This window comes from Amycolatopsis bartoniae, assembly GCF_014191255.1.
GTDB classification, from domain to species: domain Bacteria; phylum Actinomycetota; class Actinomycetes; order Mycobacteriales; family Pseudonocardiaceae; genus Amycolatopsis_E; species Amycolatopsis_E bartoniae.
Map to the genome: position 1 here is coordinate 1 of NZ_JACHWH010000009.1, position 19,324 is coordinate 19,324.

Genomic DNA, 19,324 nt, shown 5'->3' on the forward strand with positions numbered 1-19,324 from the left:
GGCCGTTGATCCAGCGCCCGGGCCCGGCGAGGAACGCGACGATCTCGGCGATGTCGACGGGCTGCCCCAGCCGCTCCAGCGGCGACTCCGCGGCGATGTTGGCGACCAGCTCGTCGCTCTTGCCCTCGAAGAACAGCTCGGTGGCCGTCGGGCCGGGGGCGACCGCGTTGACCGTGATGTCCCGGCCGCGCAGCTCCCGCGCCAGGGTGAGGGTCACTGCCTCGACCGCGCCCTTGCTCGCGCCGTACGCGCTGTAGCCGGGGCGGGAGAACCGCGTGATCGAGCTGGAGAAGTTCACGATCGCGCCGCCCGCCCGCAGCCGCCGCGCGGCCTGCTGGTCCACGACGAACGTGCCGCGCACGTTGGTCCGCAGGACCCGGTCGAGCACGGCCAGGTCGAGCTCGGCCAGTGGCGCCAGCGGCATGATCCCCGCCGCGTGCACCACCACGTCCACCCCGCCGAACCGCTCTTCCGCCTGGTCGAAAACGTTTGCGACCGCCGTCTCGTCCGCGACGTCGCCCTGGGCCGCGATCGCCTGGCCGCCGGCCTGCTCGATCGCCTCGACCGCGGTGTCCGCCTGGGTCTTGTTCCCGGCGAAGTTCACCACGACCGCGTACCCCTCGCGGGCCAGCCGCTCGGCCACCGCCCGGCCGATCCCACGGGAACCGCCGGTCACGATCGCCACTCGTTCGGTGCTCATCCCACTGCCTCCGTAACGTTGATCCAATCAACCGATAGCAACGTTATCACCAGTGTCGTACTTGCGCTACCCCTCGTTCGTATCACCGCTATCCTGGAGGCATGGACGTGCGAACCCAGATGCTCGAAGCCGCGGAGAAGCTGCTCGACGCCTCACCCGACCGGGACATCGCCACCCGCGCGGTGTGCGAGGCGGTCGGAGTCGGGGCACCGGTGCTGTACCGGCTCTTCGGCGACAAGAACGGCCTGCTCAAGGCGGTGGTGGACTACGGGTTCGAGCGTTATCTCGCGGCGAAGCGGGCAGCGGAGGGTTCACCCAATCCAGTGGCCGACCTGCGCAACGGCTGGGACACGCATGTGGCCTTCGCGCTCGCGCATCCCGCGGTCTACCGGCTGATGTACTCCCCCAGTTTCGACGCCGTGCCCGCCGCCGCACAGGAGGCGCTGCGGCTGCTCCTCGAAATACTCGGCCGCTGCGCCGCGGCCGGCCGGCTGCGGACGACGCCGGACGCGGCCGCGCAGGCGATCATGTCGGCGAACATCGGCGTCGCGCTGAACCTCGTCACCCAGCCGGAGACCTACCGCGATCCCGGGCTGTCGCACCGCGTGCGCGACGCCGTCTTCGGCAGCGTGCTCACCGAAACCGCGCCCGCGTCCGAAAACGACGCGAAACTCGCCACTGTCGCGATGCAACTGTCGGCGCTCCTGCCCGAAGAGGACGGTCCGCTCGACGCGCCGGAGACCGCGCTCCTGCGTCACTGGCTCGACCGGATCGCTCGGGAGAGTTGACCGAGCCACTCGATCGCGTGATCGCAATCTCCCTCAATCGGGCGAAAGGGACGCAGTAGAAGCGCATTTTTCCTTCCCCGCTATGGTGATCACGGCGTGCCGTTCCGGTACGTGCACTGGGGGTTCCGGTAGCCGCCCGGGGTTGGGGGAAAGGAACTGGCGTGACACAGGTGGTTGCCGCTTCACCGGAAACGGGGGAGCTACCGGAAGTTCCGGCGCCCGGCCGGCGCTGGGGAGTCCGGCGTGGACCGACACTGTGGACGGCCGTGCTCGCGCTGGTGGTGGGCTTCGGGTTCGTCGCGGTGTCGCTCGCGTGGAACAGCGGGAGGTTGTTCGCGCCACTCGACGACGTCTACATCCACCTTCAGTACGGCCGTCAGCTCGGCACCGGCCAGTTCTTCCGCTTCAACACCGGCGACGACATCAGCGCGGGCGCCAGCAGCATGCTGTACGCGTTCGTGCTCGGCGCGGCGTACGCGATCGGCTTCCACGGCCCGTTCTTCCTCGCGTTCGCCGTGGCGTTCAACGTCGTCTGCTTCGCGATCAGCGCGGCGTTCACGTCCGTGCTGGGGTCCCGGCTCGTGCACCCGGCGGCGGGCGCCTGGGCGGGCGTGCTGGTCGCGGTCAGCGGGCCGCTCGCGTGGGGCGCGGCCAGCGGCATGGAGGTCGGCCTCGTCATGGTGCTGGTCACCGGGCTGCTGGTGGCGTTCACCGCGGAGCAACCGGCGGCGCGCTTCCGCTGGACGCCGCTCGTGGCCGCGTTGCTCGCGCTGGTCCGGCCGGAAGGGCTGATCTTCGCCGGTGCCATCACCTGCGCCGTGCTCTGGACACTGTGGACCCAGCGGAAAGTGACCGTGTGGCGGGTACTGTGGAGCCTGCTGCCCGCCGCCGTCGGGGTGGCGCAGCTGCTGTTCTACCGCCTGGCCACCGGCACCGCGTCGGCGAACGGCGTGCAGTCGAAGTCCCTGCTGCACGACCAGCCGGTGTTCTACTTCGGCCAGTTCGCCGACCGCACCACGCAGACGCTGCGGGACCTGCTGGGCGTCTTCCTCGGGTTCGGCGGGCAGGACTTCACGTTCCCCGGCGGTCTGCTCGTCTTCGCGGCCGGCGCGGCCTTCCTCGCGTCGACGCGGCGATGGCGGCCGCTGCTGATCGCGATACTAGCCGGACTGCTGGGCGTGGTGCTGTCACTGTCCACTTTGAACACCGCGTTGTTCCACGAGCTGCGGTACTTCCAGCCGTTCCTGCCGGTGTTCCTCCTGCTCGTGGTCGCCGGGGTCGCCGGGGCGGCCCGGCTGCTGAGCCGTCCCCGTGCCCGGCGGGTCGCGCTGCATGCCGCGCTCGCCGTGGTGCTGGTCTTCTCCGTCGTGGCGCTGCCGATGTGGTCGGTGCGCTACGCACGGGCCGCCGCGGCGATCCGGGACACCGACGTGTCGTACGCCGCGTGGATCAAGGGAAACCTGCCGCCGGACGCGAACGTGGCGGTGAAGGACGTCGGCGCGGTGGCGTACCTCGGCGGTCACCACGTGGTCGACCTGCTCGGCCTGGGCACCAACGGGCTCGCCGAGGCGGCGAACAACGAGATCGGGTCGCTGTACGAGGCGCTGCGGCACCTGCCGCCGCGGCAGCGGCCGGACTGGTTCGCCACCTACGACACCGGGCCGGGCCCGTCGATGCGGCCGATGAAGGACGCCGGGGTGTTCGTGCAGCCCGCCGAGGCGAGCTTCGACGTGCAGACGCCGCCGGACCTGCGCGGCATCCTCGCGGTGCCCTTCCGGCAGTTCAGTGTCTCCCGCGCGGACTGGAGCCGGGCCGGAAACGCCGACGTGCCACCGGTTTCCGGCGAGCTGCGGGACTACCTCAACGTGGGGTTCCTCGACGACGAGAAGGCCCACGAGTACGACTACCTGCCCGCGCAGAACGGGATGCAGCCGTTCAGCTCGCTCACCCGCGACGGGGAGATCGTCGACAGCGGCCGCCACATCGTCGGTGGTGAGGCGTTCACGATGACGGGCGTGGTGCCGGGCAGGCCCGCGACACTCGCGACGCGGATCGCCATGCACGGCACGGTTCCCGAGGGGAAGGTGTTCGTGAACGGGCTGCCCGCCGGCACGTGGGTGCGTGACAACGGGCAGCCCGGCACGTGGCACACGGCCGAGTTCACGATCCCGGCCGAGCTGGTCACCGGGCCGGAGCTGCGCATCGAAGTGCGCCAGCCCCGGCCGATGCTCAACCCCTACCCCGACTACATCTCCTACGGGTACTGGCTCACCCAGTGACCTACAGCGGATGCACCGGCCCGTGGCTCGTCACCGGTCGCAGGGCGGCCGGGCGGAAAGCCGCGGCCGGCTGGGTGTAACCGTTGATGTGCAACGAAACCGCCCGCAGCGAGCCGGTGTCGCTCGGGGCGACGTCGGCCACCGCGAACGTCCACGTGCCGTCCGCCGGGGTGCCGCTCAGCGCGCCGAACGGCGTCACCGGGCGCCAGGTGCCGGTGAAGGGCGCGCTGGTCCCCGTCACCGTGCTGAACGCGGTGGCGGCGCTGTCGGCGAACACGACCTGGCACAGGTTGTGCCCGTTCGCGCCGTTGCGCTGGAACACCGTGGCCTGCGCACCGGTGGGCGAGGTCAGCGTGCCCACCAGGTCACCGACGTAGGAGTGGTTCAGGCCCACCGCGGCCGAGGTCGCGTCCGTGCCACAGGTGGTGCCGTCGATCGACAGGGACACCTTCGACGCCTGGCCGACGCCGGACACCGGGATCGACACCGAGGCGCCGAGCGGGCTGTTGTCCGGGATCGCCACCGGAGCACCGGTGTAGGCGAAGTCGTGCACGACCGGCGACGGCGTGCCGACCTGGAGCGAGAACGACGTCGTCGTCGGCGAGTACGCCCCGGCGAAGGTGACGCGCGCGTCGAGGACGACCGGCTGTCCCAGTTTCTGGCTCGCCGGGACGGTGACGGTGAAGTCGTTCACGCCCGTCTGGCCTGGGCTGATAGTGCCGTACGCCTTGGCCCGCGGGGTGATCGTGACGCCGGGCGTCGGGCTGGTCAGCACGACACTGGTGGACACCGCGGTGCCGTCACCGGTGTTGGTCACCGGCAGCCGGACGGTGGCCGTGTCGCCGGGGTCGAGCGCCGTCCCGCCGTCGGTGGGCACGACGGACGGCTCCTGCGCCACGACGTACGGCTGCGGGCTGGCGCCGGTGTAGGCCAGCACCTTGTCGGCGAGCAGGATCCCGTTGCCGGTCACGTTGTCCGGCCCCGGTGCCTCGATGTCGACCGCCGTGGCGAGCAGCGCTTCCCGCACGTCCGCCGGTGGCAGTCCGGGGTTGCCGGACAGCACGAGCGCGGCGATCGCGGCGGCGTGCGGCGCCGCCGCGGAGGTGCCGAAGAACGGGCTGAACCCGGTGACGCTCGTCTTCACGCCGTCGGCCGCGGTGATCTCCGGCTTGAACCGGACCTCGCCGCCGGTCGAGGACACGTTGCCCGGGGTGATGGGCGTGCCGTCGGCCTCGTAGAACACGCGCCGAGGACCGTCCGAAGTGAACCGTTCGGCCTTGCTCGCCGAGGAGAACGAGCCGGGGTACGGGCCGGTCGGGTTCGCCGGGTCACCGGGTTCCAGCGCCCTGCCGAACGCCGCCGCGGCCGGGGCCGCCGCGACGCTGAACGCGTCCTTCGCCGCCGAGTGCCCGACCGTCACGCCTGGCGTGTTGTACGCCTTCAGCCCATCCTTGGAGTCGGAGAACCGGCCTCGCAGCGCGGAAAGCGAGAGGTAGCGGTCCTGGCCGGAGTACTTGACGATCGCGAGCCGCAGGCCGCTGCCGCCGAACAGCGGCGTCGACAGGAGCTCGAACGGGTCCTGGGTGCCGTCCTGCACGTCCTGGCTGAAGTCGACGACCGCGCCGGTGGAGTCGAGCAGGTAGAGGTCGTAGTCGTCGGTCGCGGCGCCGAGCGGGTCGGACCAGTGCAGCGTCACCGGAACCGATGCCGACGACGCGTCCGAGATGGGCTCGAAGATCTGCGTGCCGTTCCCGCCCGCGAAGTCGTGCGCGGTGCCCACGAACTTCGCCAGGTGCCGGCCGGAGTCGACGAAGTCGCCCTCCCAGTGGGCCGCGGTGCCGGCGGCGACGTTGCCCTCGTTGCCCGCGGAGGAGAAGTACAGCGCGCCGTCGGCGGTCACGTCGTTCACGGACTGGGCGATGATCCAGTCCTGGAACGGCGACTCCTTGTAGTAGATGACGTCGTCGACGATGACGTCGCAGTGCCGGTCGAAGCGCAGTTTGCGGATGTTGTCGGCGAAGCTGGCGTCGGAGTTGAACGCCGAGGCGAAGCCGAGGGAGGCGTTGGGCGCGAGGTCGTGGATGATCTCCAGCATCGCGGTACCCTCGTCGCCGTCGCCCTCCTGACCGGGGACGACGTCGACCGCGGGCAGTTCGCCCTTGGCCTGGGAGGTCGCGAGCGAGTCGACGCCGTCGGACAGCGCGCACACCTTCACGCCCACCCCGGTGACGCCGTACTCCTGCCGCGCGAGGTCCGCGTTGTGGGCGCGGTCGCCCTCACTGGTGATGGTGGTCGCGGCGGCGCGGGTCTTGGCGGAAACCGCTTTCTGCAGCTCGCCCTGGATGCGGGCCGCCTTCTGCTGCTTGGTCTCGGCGGGCGCGGTCACCGGCGTGGTGAGCTCGTGTTGCGTCATCGCCTGGTCGGCCGCCTCGATGCGCTTCACGTCGGCGCGGGCGGCGATGGCCTCGACGGCGGCGACCGGGACTTCCGCGCGGATGCTGGCGTAGTGGTCGGACACCGCGCGCACGCCCGCGCCGGCCTTGGTGAGCGCGGTGATCAGGTCGGGCGTGACCTTGGTGGCGCGGATGTCCACCAGCGCGGTGCTCCCGGCCTGCGGTTGCAGCTTGGGCAGCGCGTTCGCGTTGAGCCGCCCGGTCTGCAGCTTCTGCCGGACGAGCAGGTTGCTGTCCACTTTGGATTCGGTCTTGGTGGCCCCGGCCTTGATCGCCTGCAGGGCGGCGATCTGGCTCAGTGCGGTGGTGTCCACGGTGTCCGGAGACTGCGCCGCCGCAGCCGTCACGGGGTTCGCCAGGCCGAGCGCGGCGGCCAGGACCGCGACGCAGGCCAGTGCTCTCGCTCTGCGAGTTCGCTGGGAACGGGTTCGATGCACGAGCGTTCCTCCGACTTCAGGCGCGTGCCCCGACTCACGCTGGATCGGCGCCGGTGATCACCGGCTTCAGGACAGCTAAGTCCCGGGAGAAATCGATCAATAGCACCGTTCGGGTGACACAAGGGAGAAATTTTCCGCCCCGCTCCGGAAGTCGTAGTCCGTTCAGCGCAACGGAATTCCCTCCCATCCGCGGTGAGCTGCCCGTTCGGTCTTCGCGGCGGGCTCCGGTTTTTGTCGGTGCCCCCGGCTAGCGTCGGACGCGTGCTGACCACCCTCGCCGTCCAGAACTACCGCTCGCTGCGGGACCTCGTGCTGCCGTTGGCCCGGCTGACCGTCGTCACGGGACCCAACGGGAGCGGGAAGTCGAGCCTCTACCGGGCGTTGCGGTTGCTCGCGGACGCGTCCCGCAACGGCGCCGTCGCGGCGCTCGCGCGTGAGGGCGGGCTGCCCTCGACGCTGTGGGCGGGGCCGGAGAACATCGGGCGCGCGGTGCGGGAAGGACGGTCGCCGGTGGAGGGCACGGTGCGGTCGAAACCGGTGGGCCTGCGGCTCGGGTTCTCCGGGGAGGAGTTCGGGTACGCGCTCGACCTCGGGCTGCCCTCGGTCGAGCCGGACACCACCGCGTTCGCCCTCGATCCGGAGTTCAAACGGGAGTGCCTGTGGTCCGGACCTGTGCTGCGACCGCCGAACCTGCTCGCCGACCGGGGCGGTCCGGGCGTGCGCACCCGGGACGAGACCGGCGGCTGGTCGCCGGAGACGTTCCGGATCGGGCTCACCGACAGCATGCTCAGCGAGTTCGCCGATCCGCGGGCGTGCCCGGAGCTGCTCATCGTGCGTGAGCGGATCCGCTCGTGGCGGTTCTACGACCAGTTCCGCACCGACGCGGACGCGCCCGCCCGGCAGATCCGCATCGGCACGCGTACGCCGGTGCTCGACCACGACGGCGGCGACCTGCCCGCGGCGCTGCGCACGATCCAGGAGTACGGCGACCGGGCGGCCCTGGCCACGGCGATCGACAACGCGTTCCCCCGCTCCCGCGTCGACGTCACCAGCACCGGCGGCCGGTTCGAGCTGCGGTTCTCACAACACGGCCTGCTCCGCCCGCTCGCGGCGGCCGAGCTGTCCGACGGCACCCTGCGCTACCTGCTGTGGGTGGCGGCTTTGCTGAGCCCGCGGCCACCGGAACTGCTGGTGCTGAACGAACCGGAGACCAGCCTGCACCCGGATCTCTTGCCCGCGCTGGCCGCGTTGATCCTGACCGCGGCCCAGCGCACGCAGCTCGTCGTCGTCACACACTCCCGGGTGCTGGTGCGGGCGCTCGAAGAAGCCTCCGTGGTGGAACTGGAAAAGGAGTTCGGCGCGACAGTCCCGGCGGGGCAGGGCGTGCTCGACCGCCCGGCCTGGCACTGGCCGAAGCGCTGAAGGAAGGAAGAGGACGTGAACGTTTCCTGGCGCTGCCGTGCACGGCCTTCTTGGCACACGGACCGACTCTCCTTTGACTGCTCAAACTTCTCATGCTTGCCGACCTGCCTCGCCGTAAGCCATCGGCTGAAAGGGCAATTTGTGACCATCTACTCGCAGCACCAAACCGCGGTGCGCGCGGAGTTCGCTGAATATAGGCAGGGGCGTTTCGGTTCCATAACCGAAGAGCCTGGCACGACAGAACTGAGCGACCAAGATCGGAACTGCTTGGATCGCGTGGAGGAAGGTACCGTCAAGAAGCGCCTCGCGCGGGGGACAGATCGGTACGACGAGTCGATGAGTCGACCTGACAGCCCAGCCGCGGGAGCCGGTGACGGCCAGAGCCGTCTGGCATGGCACCTACGCCGAGCTGCCGACCGGCTCCTTCGGCTCCGGCTCACTCCTCTCCGCGGGCACGATCGCCGTGTTGACGGTGCCCGTCAGGCGTTCGTACGGGGCGCGGTGCTCGGCATCGAGGAGCACCGCCAGCGGCGACCACACCACCACGACCAGCACCGCCACCAGCAGCCCGATCGGGACCAGCAGCTGCTCGGGGTGGGCACGCAGGTTCCAGTCGAGGCCGAGCAGCAGCCACAGCAACCACAACGGCGAGAGCAGGATCGTGTTGCGCACGGCCAGCGAGACCGGCCCGGCGCGACGACCGCTCACGCGACGGACCCGCAGCAGCATCGCGCGCTTGCCGAACGTCGAGCCGGTGAGCGTGGGCACCAGCACGAACCACACGAGCCCGAGGATCACGATCAGCGTGCGCCGGTGTTCGAGGCTCTCCCCGAACAGGGTCAGCAGCCCGAACACGAAGGCGAGCAGCACGGTGAACGCGGCGAGGTCGGTGACCAGCGCGAACAGCCGGCGCGTCACGGTCACCTTGGCCGCGAACCGGCGGCGGTCGCGTTCGTGGTCGAGCTCCGGCAGGATCCGCATGAGCGGTCCGGCCAGCAGCCAGCCCGCCGCGGCGCCCGCGGTGTTGAGGATCATGTCGTCCACGCTGAACAGCCGGTACGGGCACGGGTAGACGAACCACAGTCCGGTCAGCTGGGTCAGCTCGAAGAACAGCGACACGCCGAACCCGATGAGCACCGCGGGCAGGAAGCGCATCCGGTTCGCGTACCGCAGGAAGATCCCGAGCGGGGCCAGCATCACCACGTTGAGCGCGGTGGTCCAGACCGCGGGATTGTGCAGGAGCGCGAGCGGGCCCCAGTGCCCGTGCGCGCGTTGCGCGACCACCTCGACGAAGTAGAACGGGCGCAGCTGCGGGCTGCTCGCGTAGCTGGGCGCGGAGCAGTACGCGCTGCCGTCGGGCAGGGGCACGACGGTCTGCATCGCGATCGCGAGCAGGTAGAAGACGAACGCGTAGAACACGACGGCCGTGCGGCCGCCCGCGCGGCCGCGCCGCCGGTAGCTCACGACGGCGGCGGGGATCATGATGACCAGCGCGACGAGCGGGAACAGCGCGACGGCAGTCGTGACGGGGAGCAGGTACGTGGTGACCACGGGGCGGGAGTACCCCGGGTGGGTTCCCGCCAAGCCACGGTCCTACGGGTTTTCCCCCTCGCCGGCGAGAGCGCGCAGCGCGGGCACCGCGAGCGGGGCCAGCCGCACCGCCGCGGCCACGGAAGCCTCGTCGTAGGCGCCTTCGGCGTCGAGGATCGCGAGCGTGCCCAGCGTCTCCCCCTCGTCCACCACCGGCACGTTGATCACGGCCCCGCAGCCGAGCGAGTCGATCAGCTCGTGGTCGGCGAACACCCCGCGCACCGCCGCCCGGTCGGGCCCGAAGAACGGCTCCTGCCGCACGATGCACTGCTCCAGCCAGCCGCCCTGGATCTCGACGCTCTTCTCGCCGCCGACGGGGTACTGCTCGGGATGGCTGCTGTACACCCGCCGCATCGCGCGCCGCTGCGGCACCCAGGCCAGCACCGTGAACAGCCGCGCCCCGACCTCGGCGCGCACCTTCTCCTCCACTGCGGACAGCTCGGTCATCCAGTCAGCTCCTCATCCCCGGACGGCCAGCGCGCCCGCGAACCACAGTATCCCGACCAGCACCGCCGCGACCGCCAGCGCCGCGGCGTAGTGGCGGCCGCGGGACAGGCCGGGCAGGAACCGCACGGCGGCGGTGGTCGCGACGCCGACCGTGACCGCGATCGGCAGCAGCGCGCGCCAGGCGTGGTCGAACGAGCTCAACGGCAGGTAGGAATCCGCGCCGTACAGGGAAAGGATCAACGCGGGCAGGCCGAGTCCGGCGGCGACCACGGCCGCCATCAGGTTGAACCGGTCCTGCGCCTCGGAGTCCTGCGCGACCGCGAACGCCGACATGCTCGACAGCAGCGAGTGCAGCCGCGAGATCTCCTCCGCCAGCTGCTGGTCGATCACCTCGCAGTGCCGCAACCCCGCGCGGTAGGTGGTCGTCCACGCGGCGCCGTTCCCGCCGCGGTAGGCGTCCTCGTCCCACAGCCAGATCCACATTCCGTCCCGCACGGCTTCCTGCGCCTGGTCCCGCACCCGGCCGAGCGCGGTGGACAGCTCGACGAGCTGCGCCAGCAGCGGGCGCAGGGTGCCGTGGCGACGCTTCGCCAGCAGCTCCGCCAGCTGGCGTTCCAGCTCGTAGCGCAGTCCTCGCACGTGCGCGATCTCGTTGCGCGAGGACTCGGCGATCGCCTTCGCCACCTGGACGACCGCGGCGCGGGGGTCGGCTTCGTCCGGTGGCGGGACCTCCAGTGCGACGACGTGCCCGTCCGAGCCGGATTCGAGGTGCCAGCCGCCGGTCTCGGCCCACACGGCCCGCACGGCCACCGTCACCTCCGGCGCGCCCGCCGCCGACAGCACCCGCGCCTGCCCCGACACGAGGCTGCGCTCCCCCGACTGCCTGCTCAGCCGGACGAACGGCACGGCGAGGAACGCCTCGGCGCCGGAGGCGTCGAACAACTTCCGCTCGACCCCGTCCGCCGCCGCGGCGGCTTCACCGGTGACCGCCGCCAGTACCCGCCCCAGTTCCATGGCAGGAGCATAGGTTCCGGCTCAGGAAGCGCTTTCCCGCACCGGTTCCCGGTCGGTCATCTCGAACTCCGGCGGCGCCTTGCGGAACCCGCGGGTCAGCACGGTCAGGTAGACCAACCCGAGCACGAGCCAGCCGAGCCCGAGGTAGCGGGCGACCGGGCTGAGCTGCGTGAGCAGGTAGACGTCGACCGCCGCCCCGGCCAGCGGCACCAGCACGTGCGTGAAAATCCCCGGTTTCGCACCCGCCCGCCGCTGCCGGACGAAGTACGCGAGCACGCACAGGTTCACCAGCGTGAAGCCGAGGAACGCGCCGAAGTTGATGAACGACGTCGCCGTCTCCACCGACAGGTTCAGCGCCAGCAGCGCGGCCGCGCCGATCAGCAGCAGGTTCGGCACCGGCGTGCGCAGCTTGCGGTGCAGGTGCCCGAAGAACCGCCGCGGCAGCACGCCGTCGCGGCCCATGACGTAGAGCAGCCGGCTGGTGCTGGCCTGGATGGTCAGCCCCGAGGCGAACCCGCCGATGAGCGTGACGACGTTGATGACGTCCGCGAAAGTCTTGCCGCCCACCAGGGTCGACATCGCGTAGCCCGCCGAGGACGGGTCGTCGAACCGGTCGCCGGGGTGCACCCACTGCATCACGAACGACAGGCCCACGAAGATCACGCCGCCGGCGAGCACCGTGAGCACGATCGCTCGCGGGATGGTCCGCCGCGGGTTGCGCGTCTCCTCGCTGAGCGTGCTGACCGCGTCGAACCCGAGGAACGAGTAGGCCGCGATCGCCGCCCCGGCGGAGATCGCCGAGATGCCCGACACCGGGTTCCAGAACGCCGCGCCGGGCGAGGTCGCGGGCCCGGTCGCGAGGTAGTGCACGCAGAAGCCGACCAGCACCACCAGTCCGCTCAGCGTGAGCGCCATGAGGATCCGGTTGACCCGGTCGGCCACCACGAGGCCGAGGACGTTGATGAGGGTGGTGAGCACGATGTTGCCCACCAGCCACACCCACACCGGGACGGCGGGGAACTGCGCGTTGAGGTACACCGACTGGATCAGCCACGCGACCATCGGCAGGAAGAAGTAGTCGAGCAGGATGGCCCATCCGGCGAGGAACCCGACGCGCGCGTCGAGCATCTTGCGCGCGTAGGTGTAGACCGAGCCGGAGACCGGGAACAGCCGCGCCATCTTGCCGTAGCTGAGCGCGGTGAGCAGCATGGCCACGGTGGCGAGCAGGTAACCGCTCGGCGCGGTGCCGTGCGTGGCGACGGCGATGACGCCGAACGTCGAGACCACGATCGCCGGGGCCATGTAGGAAAGTCCGAACACGACCACTCCGGGCAGGGTGAGTCGCGCGGTCAGGCGGGTGTCCTCGGTGTCCTGTGTGGACATTACGGCCTCCTGGGCTGCCAGCGGGCGGGGTCGAGCTTTCCGGAGTACAGCGGGAGGTCCAGCGGCCGCTCGTCCGGCGACCACTGGTCCCACATGCGGTTCAGGCCCGCGGTTCCGTACTCGCGCACGGTGTCCACAGTGGCCAGATCCACCACGTCGGTGAGCACGGTGGTCTCGGCGCCGGTCGCCTCGGCCCGGACGTGCCCCTCGGGGTCGACGAGGAGGCTGCGGCCCAGCCCGTGGGGCGCGGCGGCGTTGACGCTGGCGACGAACACCTGGTTGACGATCGCGTTGGCACGCGCCAGCACCAGCTCCTGCGCGCGGTCCACGGTGGGCGTCTGCACGAAGTTGAGCACGAGCTCGGCGCCCAGCCAGGCCAGGTGCCGGGTGGTTTCGGGGAACCACGCGTCGTAGCAGATGGACAGCCCGATCCGGCCGAAGCCCTCCATCGGGAAGACGACGAACCGGTCGCCCGGCGTGGTCTTCTCGTACGGGCGCCACGGGAAGATCTTGCGGTAGGACGCGACGCGGCGACCTTCCGGCGAGTACACCACGGCGGTGTTGTAGGTCTCACCGTCGTCGCCGCGCTCGTAGACGCTGCCGGGCGCGAGCCACAGGCCGAGGTCGCCCGCCAGTTCGGCGAGGGTCCGGTCGCGCGGGCCGTCGAGCGGCTCGGCGTCCTCCATGCGCTCGCACAGGTGGAGCTCGGGGTGGACGACGAGCCGCACCTGCGGCCGGTCGGCGGCGAGGCGCTGCACGTCGGCGGCGTACTCGTCGAGGGTCCGGGTGGGCGCCTGGACGAGCGCCAGCGGAAGGGGTCTGCTCATGGGAGTCCTCGGAGCCGGGAGAAAGTTAAACGAAATTTAGATAACTAACGGGGCCCTGTCAACGGGTGGTGTCGTTCCCGCGTGCGACGATTCGGACATGCCCCGTCCGCGGAACCAGACCGCCCGCCGTGCCCAGCTGATCGCCGCCGCCGCGCAGGCGGTGCTCCAGCGCGGGGCGGCGCAGGCGCGGCTGCGGGACATCGCGGAGCAGGCGGGGCTCACGCCGGCTTCGGTGCTGTACTACTACCCCGACGTGCACGAGCTGTTCACCGCCGTGCTCGCGCAGGGCAGTGTGACGTACTGCGAGCAGCGGGAACAGGAGATCGCCCGGTTCACGGCAGCGGGTGACCGGCTGCGGGCGTGCATCCGGTCAGGCGTGCCGCGCCCCGGCGAGACGGCGGACGCGAGCCGCGTGCTGTACGAGTTGGCGCCGGTGGTGCTGCGCCACGCCGCAGCGGCCGCGGAGTACAAGCGCTTCATCGACCGGCAGACCGCGCTGTACCAGAAGGTACTCACGGAGGGCGAACACTCGGGCGAGTTCCACCCGGTCGCCGAGGTGGCCGCCCTGGCCCGCGAGTTCGTAGCCCTGGAGGACGGCTACGGCCTGGACGTCCTGACAGGAGCCCTGACCCCGGACGAGGTAGAGCAGCGGTTGCTGCTGCACGCCCGCCTGACACTGAGGCTCGACGCCTGACACCGGCGACGGAGACCAGCGCAACCGAGAGGTAGGACGATCACAACCGTCCTGCCTGGCCAATACCTCGCTGAACCGAGCGCTTCCCTGCCTGACGGCAGCCACCAGACGTAGGACGACCACAACCCCCGCGCCCAGCTCCCCCCGACCCGGACCAGCGCCTCGTCCCCACACAGGAAACGCCACCGCCGTCTCCACCAGCTAGTTGTTGGGGGTCACCGACTTCCCAGCCGACGACACCCACCAGTGGTAGGACGATCACCACCGTCGCATCCAGCTCACCAATCGCACCAACGCCTCACCCTCATAGAGGTAGGACGACCGCCGCCGTCCCACTGACTCGGCACCGGGCATCACCGGTCGAAGCGGTGCATTCCCGGTCCTGCCCCGACCTCACCGATCGGTAGGACGACCTTCCCCTTCCAACCGGCCCGCCGCGACCCGACCGCCCTCACCCAGCCTCGGCAACTCCCGCGCCGGACCTCACTCACCGAATCGGTGCCTCCCTGGCCCCACGTCGACCTCCTCGCCACCAGGTAGGACGACCCTCGCCGATACGCCCGGGGGCACCGTCGCCTCCAGCGTGAAACGCTCGTTGACACAGCGCCAGCTGCTGCGGATCGTGCCTCGGGGCGACTCGTACTCGGCCTCTGCCCACGTCAGGGGGCCCGGCACCGGGGCGATCACGATCCGCTCGTAACCCGGCGCCGCCGAGCGGATGCCGGCCACTCCTTCGATCAGCCAAGCCCCGACGGAGCCGAGCGAGTAGTGGTTGAACGAGTTCATCGCCGCCGACGCGAAGCCCTCCTCATCGGTCCAGCCGTTCCACCGCTCCCAGATCGTCGTCGCCCCGCGGTCGATCGTGTAGCCCCACGACGGGTACGTCCGGTTGGTCAGCAACCGGTGTGCGAGGTCGCCGTACCCGTTCGCCGCGAGGACCGGGCACAGCAGCCCCACCCCCAGGAACCCCGTGGTCAGGTGCCCGCCGTGCCGCTCGATGTTCGCCGCCAGATGCGCGGCGGCGCGCGACCGCAGCTCCTCCGGCACCAGGTCCATGCCCAGCGCAAGCGCGTACCCCGTCTGCGTGTCGCCGGTGACCCGTCCGTCGGCGTCCAGGTGGTCGGCGCGGAACACCTCCACCAGGTCGGCCCGCAGCTTCCGGTACTCCGCCGCGGCCGCCGCTTTTCCCAGCACCTCGGCCATTTCCGCCATCAACGCCGCGTCGTGCGCCCAGTACGCGGCCGCCACCAGGTCTCGCGACGTGTCCTCCCCCGCGGACAACCAGTCGCCGTAGTCGTTGTGCCGCCGGTGCCGCCACCGCAGATCCGGGTTGTTACGCCGGAGAAAGCCCAGATAACTGTCCATTGCGGACCAGTGTCGACGTAGGATGTCCGTGTCCCCATAGGTGCGGTACAGCAGCCACGGCAGGATCACCCCGGCGTCGGCCCACGCGGGCGCGCCGTCGCGCGTGGTGGGCACCTTCGGCGCCACGTCCGGGTACACGCCCTCCTCCGACTGCGCGTCCAGCACGTCGTCGAGCCAGCGGGTGAAGAACGCCGACACATCCATGATCAACGCCGCCGTCGGCGCGAACACCTGCGCATCCGCGAGCCAGCCCATGCGCTCGTCGCGCTGCGGGCAGTCCGTCGGCAGGCCGACGACGTTGCCGCGCAGACCCCACTCGATGTTGCTCCACAGCTTGTTCACCAGCTCGTCCGAACACCGGAAGCGCCCGGCTCGCGGCATGTCCGTGTGCAGCACGCGAGCGACCACGTCGGGCGGCGCCGTGCTGCCTTGGATTTCTGCATACCGGAATCCGTGTACGGTAAACCGTGGTTCGTATACTTCGTCGATATCGCCGGCCACGACAATGTCCTCGGCGTCTGCCGTCCGCAGGTTGTCGCGGTACAGCTCCCCCTCGGAAAGCGCTTCCGCGTGCCGCAGCCGCAGAGTCTCCCTCGCCGGGACTCGCACGCGGAGTCGGCCGACCAGGTTCTGTCCGAAGTCGACGATGAACCTGTCCTCGCCCACCCGGTCGATTCGTTGCGCTACAAGCTCTTTCGTAACACGGACAGGTTCCCCCCGATCCGCGACCATCGGCACGCCGTCGTGCTCCCGAGTCAGCACCGCCCGCGAGTCCACAAGAGACACCGAAGCGTCGTACGACTCACCACGCAGGAGATCCGCCCCGCGCACGGGACCGTAGCCCGACACCCAGTGCTCGTCGGTACCCACCACGAACACCCCGTCGACGTGCAGCTCGCAGCGGAACCACGGGTGACGGCCGTAGAGGTTGCCCGGCCGCCGCGGATCGCTGCCGACGAAACCCGAGTACCAGCCGTCGGCGAGCGTCGCGGTCAGCACGTTCTCCCCCGGCCGCAACAGGCGGGTCACGTCGACGACGTGGTACGTCTGACGTTGGACGTAGTCTGTCCAGCCGGGCACCAGCTCGGCATCGTCGACGCGCTCGCCGTTCAGCTCCACCACCGCGAGCCCGCGTGCCGTCACGTACAGCAGAGCGGGTGCCACCTCGGCCGAGAACGTCCTACGTAGTACCGGCGCCGGAGGCATGCCGCGCCGGTTCGTCGGCCCGTACCGGACGGCGGGGTCCACCACGCCGGGGTCGCCGCGGAGGTCGTGCGCGATCCACGGTGCAGTCCAGGTGATCCCCGTGTGCCAAGCAGCGGGCTCGCTCCACGGCCCTGGTTCGCCGTGCTCGTCCCACACGCGCGCCCGCCAGGAGTACGTCCGGGCGGGCTGCAGTTCCGGCCCCGCATAACGGACTTCGAGACTTTGTCCTGAGTGGACGATGCCGGAGTCCCAGTGCCCGTCGACCTGGATCTGGTACGCCGTCTGCTCCCGACTGTCTCCGCTCAGCGCCCACCGCAGCCGCGGGGCCGCGACATCGACGCACGGAATCCCGGCGCGGTGCTCGCAGCGCAGGCCGACCGCGCGCAGGGTCATCCGTCCTCCTCCATGAGTGCCCGGATCCGCCGGACGGCCAGGAACAGGATGATCCCGGCGAGCACAAGCAGCAGGCCCTGCGAACCGAAGTACACCGGCTGCGGCAGCACGGTCTGCAGCTTCACGACCTGCCCCTGGACCGCGCCACCGGTCGCGGTGGACAGGTACCACAGCCCGATCGTCTGCGTGGCGAACCGCGCGGGTGCGAGCTTCGTCGACGCGCTCAGCCCGACCGGCCCGAGGTGCGTCTCGGCGATGCCCTGCAGGAAGAAGAACCCGACGATCCACCACACGAGCGCCTTGTTCCCGCCGGTCGCGGTGGTCGCGGCGAGCCCGAGCAGCAGGAACGACGCGCCGATGAACGTCAGGCTGATGCCGAACTTCGCGGGCGTGGCGGGCTGGCGGCGGCCCATCTTCGCCCAGATCAGCACGAACGCGCTGCCCAGCACGATCATGAACGCGGCGTGCGCGGACTGGAAGAACCCGACCGGCACCTCCCAGCCGAACATGCTGCGGTTGACCTTGTCCTTGATGAACAGGCTCACCGTCGAGCCCGCCTGGTCGTAGACGAGCCAGAACAACGCGGCGGCGGCGAAGAACCAGACGAATGCCGTCAGCCGCGAGCGCTCCGACCGGTCCACGTCCGGCGTGCGGAACATGGCGGCGAAGTACACGATCGGCACCACGATCCCGACGAGGCTCATGATGTTGATCAGCTGCCCGAGGCTGAACCACTTGAGCAGCACGTCGATCACCAGCAGCACCACCGCGACCCCGGACCACAGCGCGGCCTTGCGGGTGAGCCGGCGGCGCTCGTCGGGTGTGGCGGGCTGCGGCGCGACCTTGCCCACGTCGCCGAACTTCCGCCGCCCCACGGCGTACACGGCGAGACCGAGGATCATGCCGATGCCGGCGGCGATGAACGCGACGTGCCAGCTGAACGCCACGGCGAGCGCGCCGGTGACGAACGGCGCGGTGAACCCGCCGATCTGGATCGAGAGGTAGTACAGCGTGAAGCCGGGATCGCGCCGCGGATCGTCGGGCGCATACAGTCCACCGAGGATCGTCGGCACACTCGCTTTGAGCGTGCCGGTGCCGATCGCGATCAGCACGAGCGCGACGTAGGACGTCGGTACCGTCGGAATCGACAGCACCAGGTGCCCGAGCGCGATCGTGCAGCCGCCGACGAACACCGCGCGCTGCGAGCCCCACAGCCGGTCGGCGATCCAGCCGCCGGGCAGCGACAGCATGTAGACGGTCGAGTTGTAGACGGCGTACAGGCTCGCGGCGGTGACCGCGCTGAGGCCCAGCCCGCCTTCCGCGACCGGCGCGGCCATGAACAGCACCAGGATCGCCCGCATGCCGGCGAAGCTGAACCGCTCCCACAGTTCGGTGAAGAACAGGGTGCCGAAGCCGGCGGGCTGGCGCAGGCGCACGCCGGAGGACTCCGTCCGTGGCGCTGCGGTGTCGACGCTGTGGGGCACGGTTCCTCCATTGGACTACGTGCGGACCGGGAAAAGCTGCTGGAGGCACTATGTCTCGTCTACGGTTAACCGTCAACGGTCGATGTTGACCGTCTACACAACCAGCGCCTAGAGTCGGTGCCGGAAATCGCCGCGCCCGCGGTGGTCCGGTACAGGGGGTACGTGATGCAGGTCAGTCCGCTCCGGCAGGCGCCGCTGGGCGAGCAGCTGCTCGAACAGCTGCGGGCCCTCATCGTGCGGGGCGAGCTGGCGCCGGGACAGCACCTGGTCGAAGGCTGGGTGGCCGAGAACTTCGGCGTGAGCCGTGGCCCGGTCCGTGACGCGCTGCGGCAGCTGGAACTCGAAGGACTCGTGGAGACGCGCCGCCGTGGGGTGTTCGTCCGGGGGCTGACCGACGTCGACCTCGTCGAGCTGTACTCGCTGCGGGGCGCGCTGGAAGGGCTCGCGTTCCGCGGCGCCCACGCACGGCGCGGCAAAGCCGACTGGACCCCGATCGAGGAAGCGCTTTCCCGCATGCGCGCCGCCGCCGAGGCCTCGGATCCCGCCACCTTCGCCGCGGCGGACCTCGACTTCCACAGCGCGTTCTACGTGGTGGCGGGCAACAAGCGGCTCGCCGCGACGTGGGCGATGCACCGGCCGATCTTCGCCGCGATGCTGGACGTCACCAACACCCGCGACCGCGACCTGCGCCCGATCGCGTCGGACCACGCCGAGCTCGCCGACGCCCTCCGGTTCGGCACGCTCGAGTACGCGCTCGCCCACCTCGTCGAGCACCTCGACGGCTCGTGTGAGCGCATGCGCGCGGCGCTCGCCGAGCTGACCGAACGCTCAGCCTCCTGACT

At 70.5% G+C, this 19,324-nt stretch carries 14 protein-coding genes; 5 read left to right on the forward strand and 9 right to left on the reverse strand.

The window, feature by feature from the left end:
• Nucleotides 1–700: SDR family oxidoreductase (locus tag FHX82_RS29580; RefSeq protein WP_183176907.1), on the reverse strand; the 700-nt coding region annotated here is incomplete at its 3' end.
• A 101-nt stretch (nucleotides 701–801) separates the two neighbouring features.
• Here FHX82_RS29580 and FHX82_RS29585 point away from each other — a divergent pair.
• Nucleotides 802–1,488 (forward strand): TetR/AcrR family transcriptional regulator, encoded by a 687-nt coding sequence (locus tag FHX82_RS29585; RefSeq protein ID WP_145932785.1) that lies wholly within the window; start codon nucleotides 802–804, stop codon nucleotides 1,486–1,488.
• 161 nt (nucleotides 1,489–1,649) lie between these two features.
• Complete coding sequence (locus FHX82_RS29590) at nucleotides 1,650–3,767, forward strand: DUF8728 domain-containing protein (RefSeq protein ID WP_145932784.1); 2,118 nt, start codon at nucleotides 1,650–1,652, stop codon at nucleotides 3,765–3,767.
• A gap of 1 nt (nucleotide 3,768) precedes the next feature.
• On the opposite strand, the gene FHX82_RS29595 is transcribed toward FHX82_RS29590, so the two are convergent.
• Entirely contained in the window at nucleotides 3,769–6,657 is a 2,889-nt protein-coding gene (locus FHX82_RS29595; RefSeq protein ID WP_145932783.1) for a S8 family serine peptidase, read from the reverse strand.
• A 261-nt stretch (nucleotides 6,658–6,918) separates the two neighbouring features.
• Here FHX82_RS29595 and FHX82_RS29600 point away from each other — a divergent pair, with 261 nt between their 5' ends.
• Nucleotides 6,919–8,079, forward strand: a complete 1,161-nt coding sequence (locus tag FHX82_RS29600) for an AAA family ATPase (protein ID WP_145932782.1) — start codon at nucleotides 6,919–6,921, stop codon at nucleotides 8,077–8,079.
• A 399-nt stretch (nucleotides 8,080–8,478) separates the two neighbouring features.
• Here the strand turns inward: FHX82_RS29600 and FHX82_RS29605 are convergent, their stop codons facing one another.
• Genes FHX82_RS29605 through FHX82_RS29625 form a run of 5 tightly spaced genes read right to left on the reverse strand, consistent with a single transcriptional unit; the run spans nucleotide 8,479 to nucleotide 13,340 of the window.
• Nucleotides 8,479–9,663, reverse strand: coding sequence for a VanZ family protein (locus FHX82_RS29605; protein WP_229881005.1), 1,185 nt, complete (start codon nucleotides 9,661–9,663; stop codon nucleotides 8,479–8,481).
• Between the two features lie 9 nt (nucleotides 9,664–9,672).
• Nucleotides 9,673–10,116, reverse strand: coding sequence for a GAF domain-containing protein (locus FHX82_RS29610; protein WP_145932781.1), 444 nt, complete (start codon nucleotides 10,114–10,116; stop codon nucleotides 9,673–9,675).
• 12 nt (nucleotides 10,117–10,128) lie between these two features.
• Nucleotides 10,129–11,130 (reverse strand): hypothetical protein, encoded by a 1,002-nt coding sequence (locus FHX82_RS29615; protein WP_145932780.1) that lies wholly within the window; start codon nucleotides 11,128–11,130, stop codon nucleotides 10,129–10,131.
• A 21-nt stretch (nucleotides 11,131–11,151) separates the two neighbouring features.
• The gene (locus tag FHX82_RS29620; RefSeq protein ID WP_145932779.1) at nucleotides 11,152–12,513 is read right to left on the reverse strand and encodes an APC family permease; all 1,362 of its coding nucleotides are present in this window, start codon (nucleotides 12,511–12,513) and stop codon (nucleotides 11,152–11,154) included.
• Entirely contained in the window at nucleotides 12,513–13,340 is an 828-nt protein-coding gene (locus FHX82_RS29625) for a carbon-nitrogen hydrolase family protein (RefSeq protein WP_145932778.1), read from the reverse strand. Before FHX82_RS29625 ends, FHX82_RS29620 begins: the two co-directional genes overlap by 1 nt.
• 97 nt (nucleotides 13,341–13,437) lie before the next feature.
• On the opposite strand from FHX82_RS29625, the gene FHX82_RS29630 reads away from it, so the two are divergent.
• Nucleotides 13,438–14,034, forward strand: coding sequence for a TetR/AcrR family transcriptional regulator (locus tag FHX82_RS29630; RefSeq protein ID WP_145932777.1), 597 nt, complete (start codon nucleotides 13,438–13,440; stop codon nucleotides 14,032–14,034).
• A 483-nt stretch (nucleotides 14,035–14,517) separates the two neighbouring features.
• Here FHX82_RS29630 and FHX82_RS29635 read toward each other — a convergent pair whose 3' ends face one another.
• Both FHX82_RS29635 and FHX82_RS29640 read right to left on the reverse strand, forming a co-directional pair.
• Nucleotides 14,518–16,998 carry a family 78 glycoside hydrolase catalytic domain gene (locus FHX82_RS29635; RefSeq protein ID WP_145932776.1) on the reverse strand — a complete coding sequence of 827 codons (2,481 nt, stop codon included), beginning with the start codon at nucleotides 16,996–16,998 and terminating at the stop codon, nucleotides 14,518–14,520.
• Nucleotides 16,995–18,482: a peptide MFS transporter gene (locus tag FHX82_RS29640; RefSeq protein ID WP_145932775.1), complete on the reverse strand. Its 1,488-nt coding sequence runs from the start codon at nucleotides 18,480–18,482 to the stop codon at nucleotides 16,995–16,997. Before FHX82_RS29640 ends, FHX82_RS29635 begins: the two co-directional genes overlap by 4 nt.
• A 165-nt stretch (nucleotides 18,483–18,647) precedes the next feature.
• Between FHX82_RS29640 and FHX82_RS29645 the strand changes: the two genes are divergently transcribed.
• Entirely contained in the window at nucleotides 18,648–19,322 is a 675-nt protein-coding gene (locus FHX82_RS29645) for a GntR family transcriptional regulator (RefSeq protein WP_145932774.1), read from the forward strand.
• Nucleotides 19,323–19,324 lie beyond the last annotated feature (2 nt).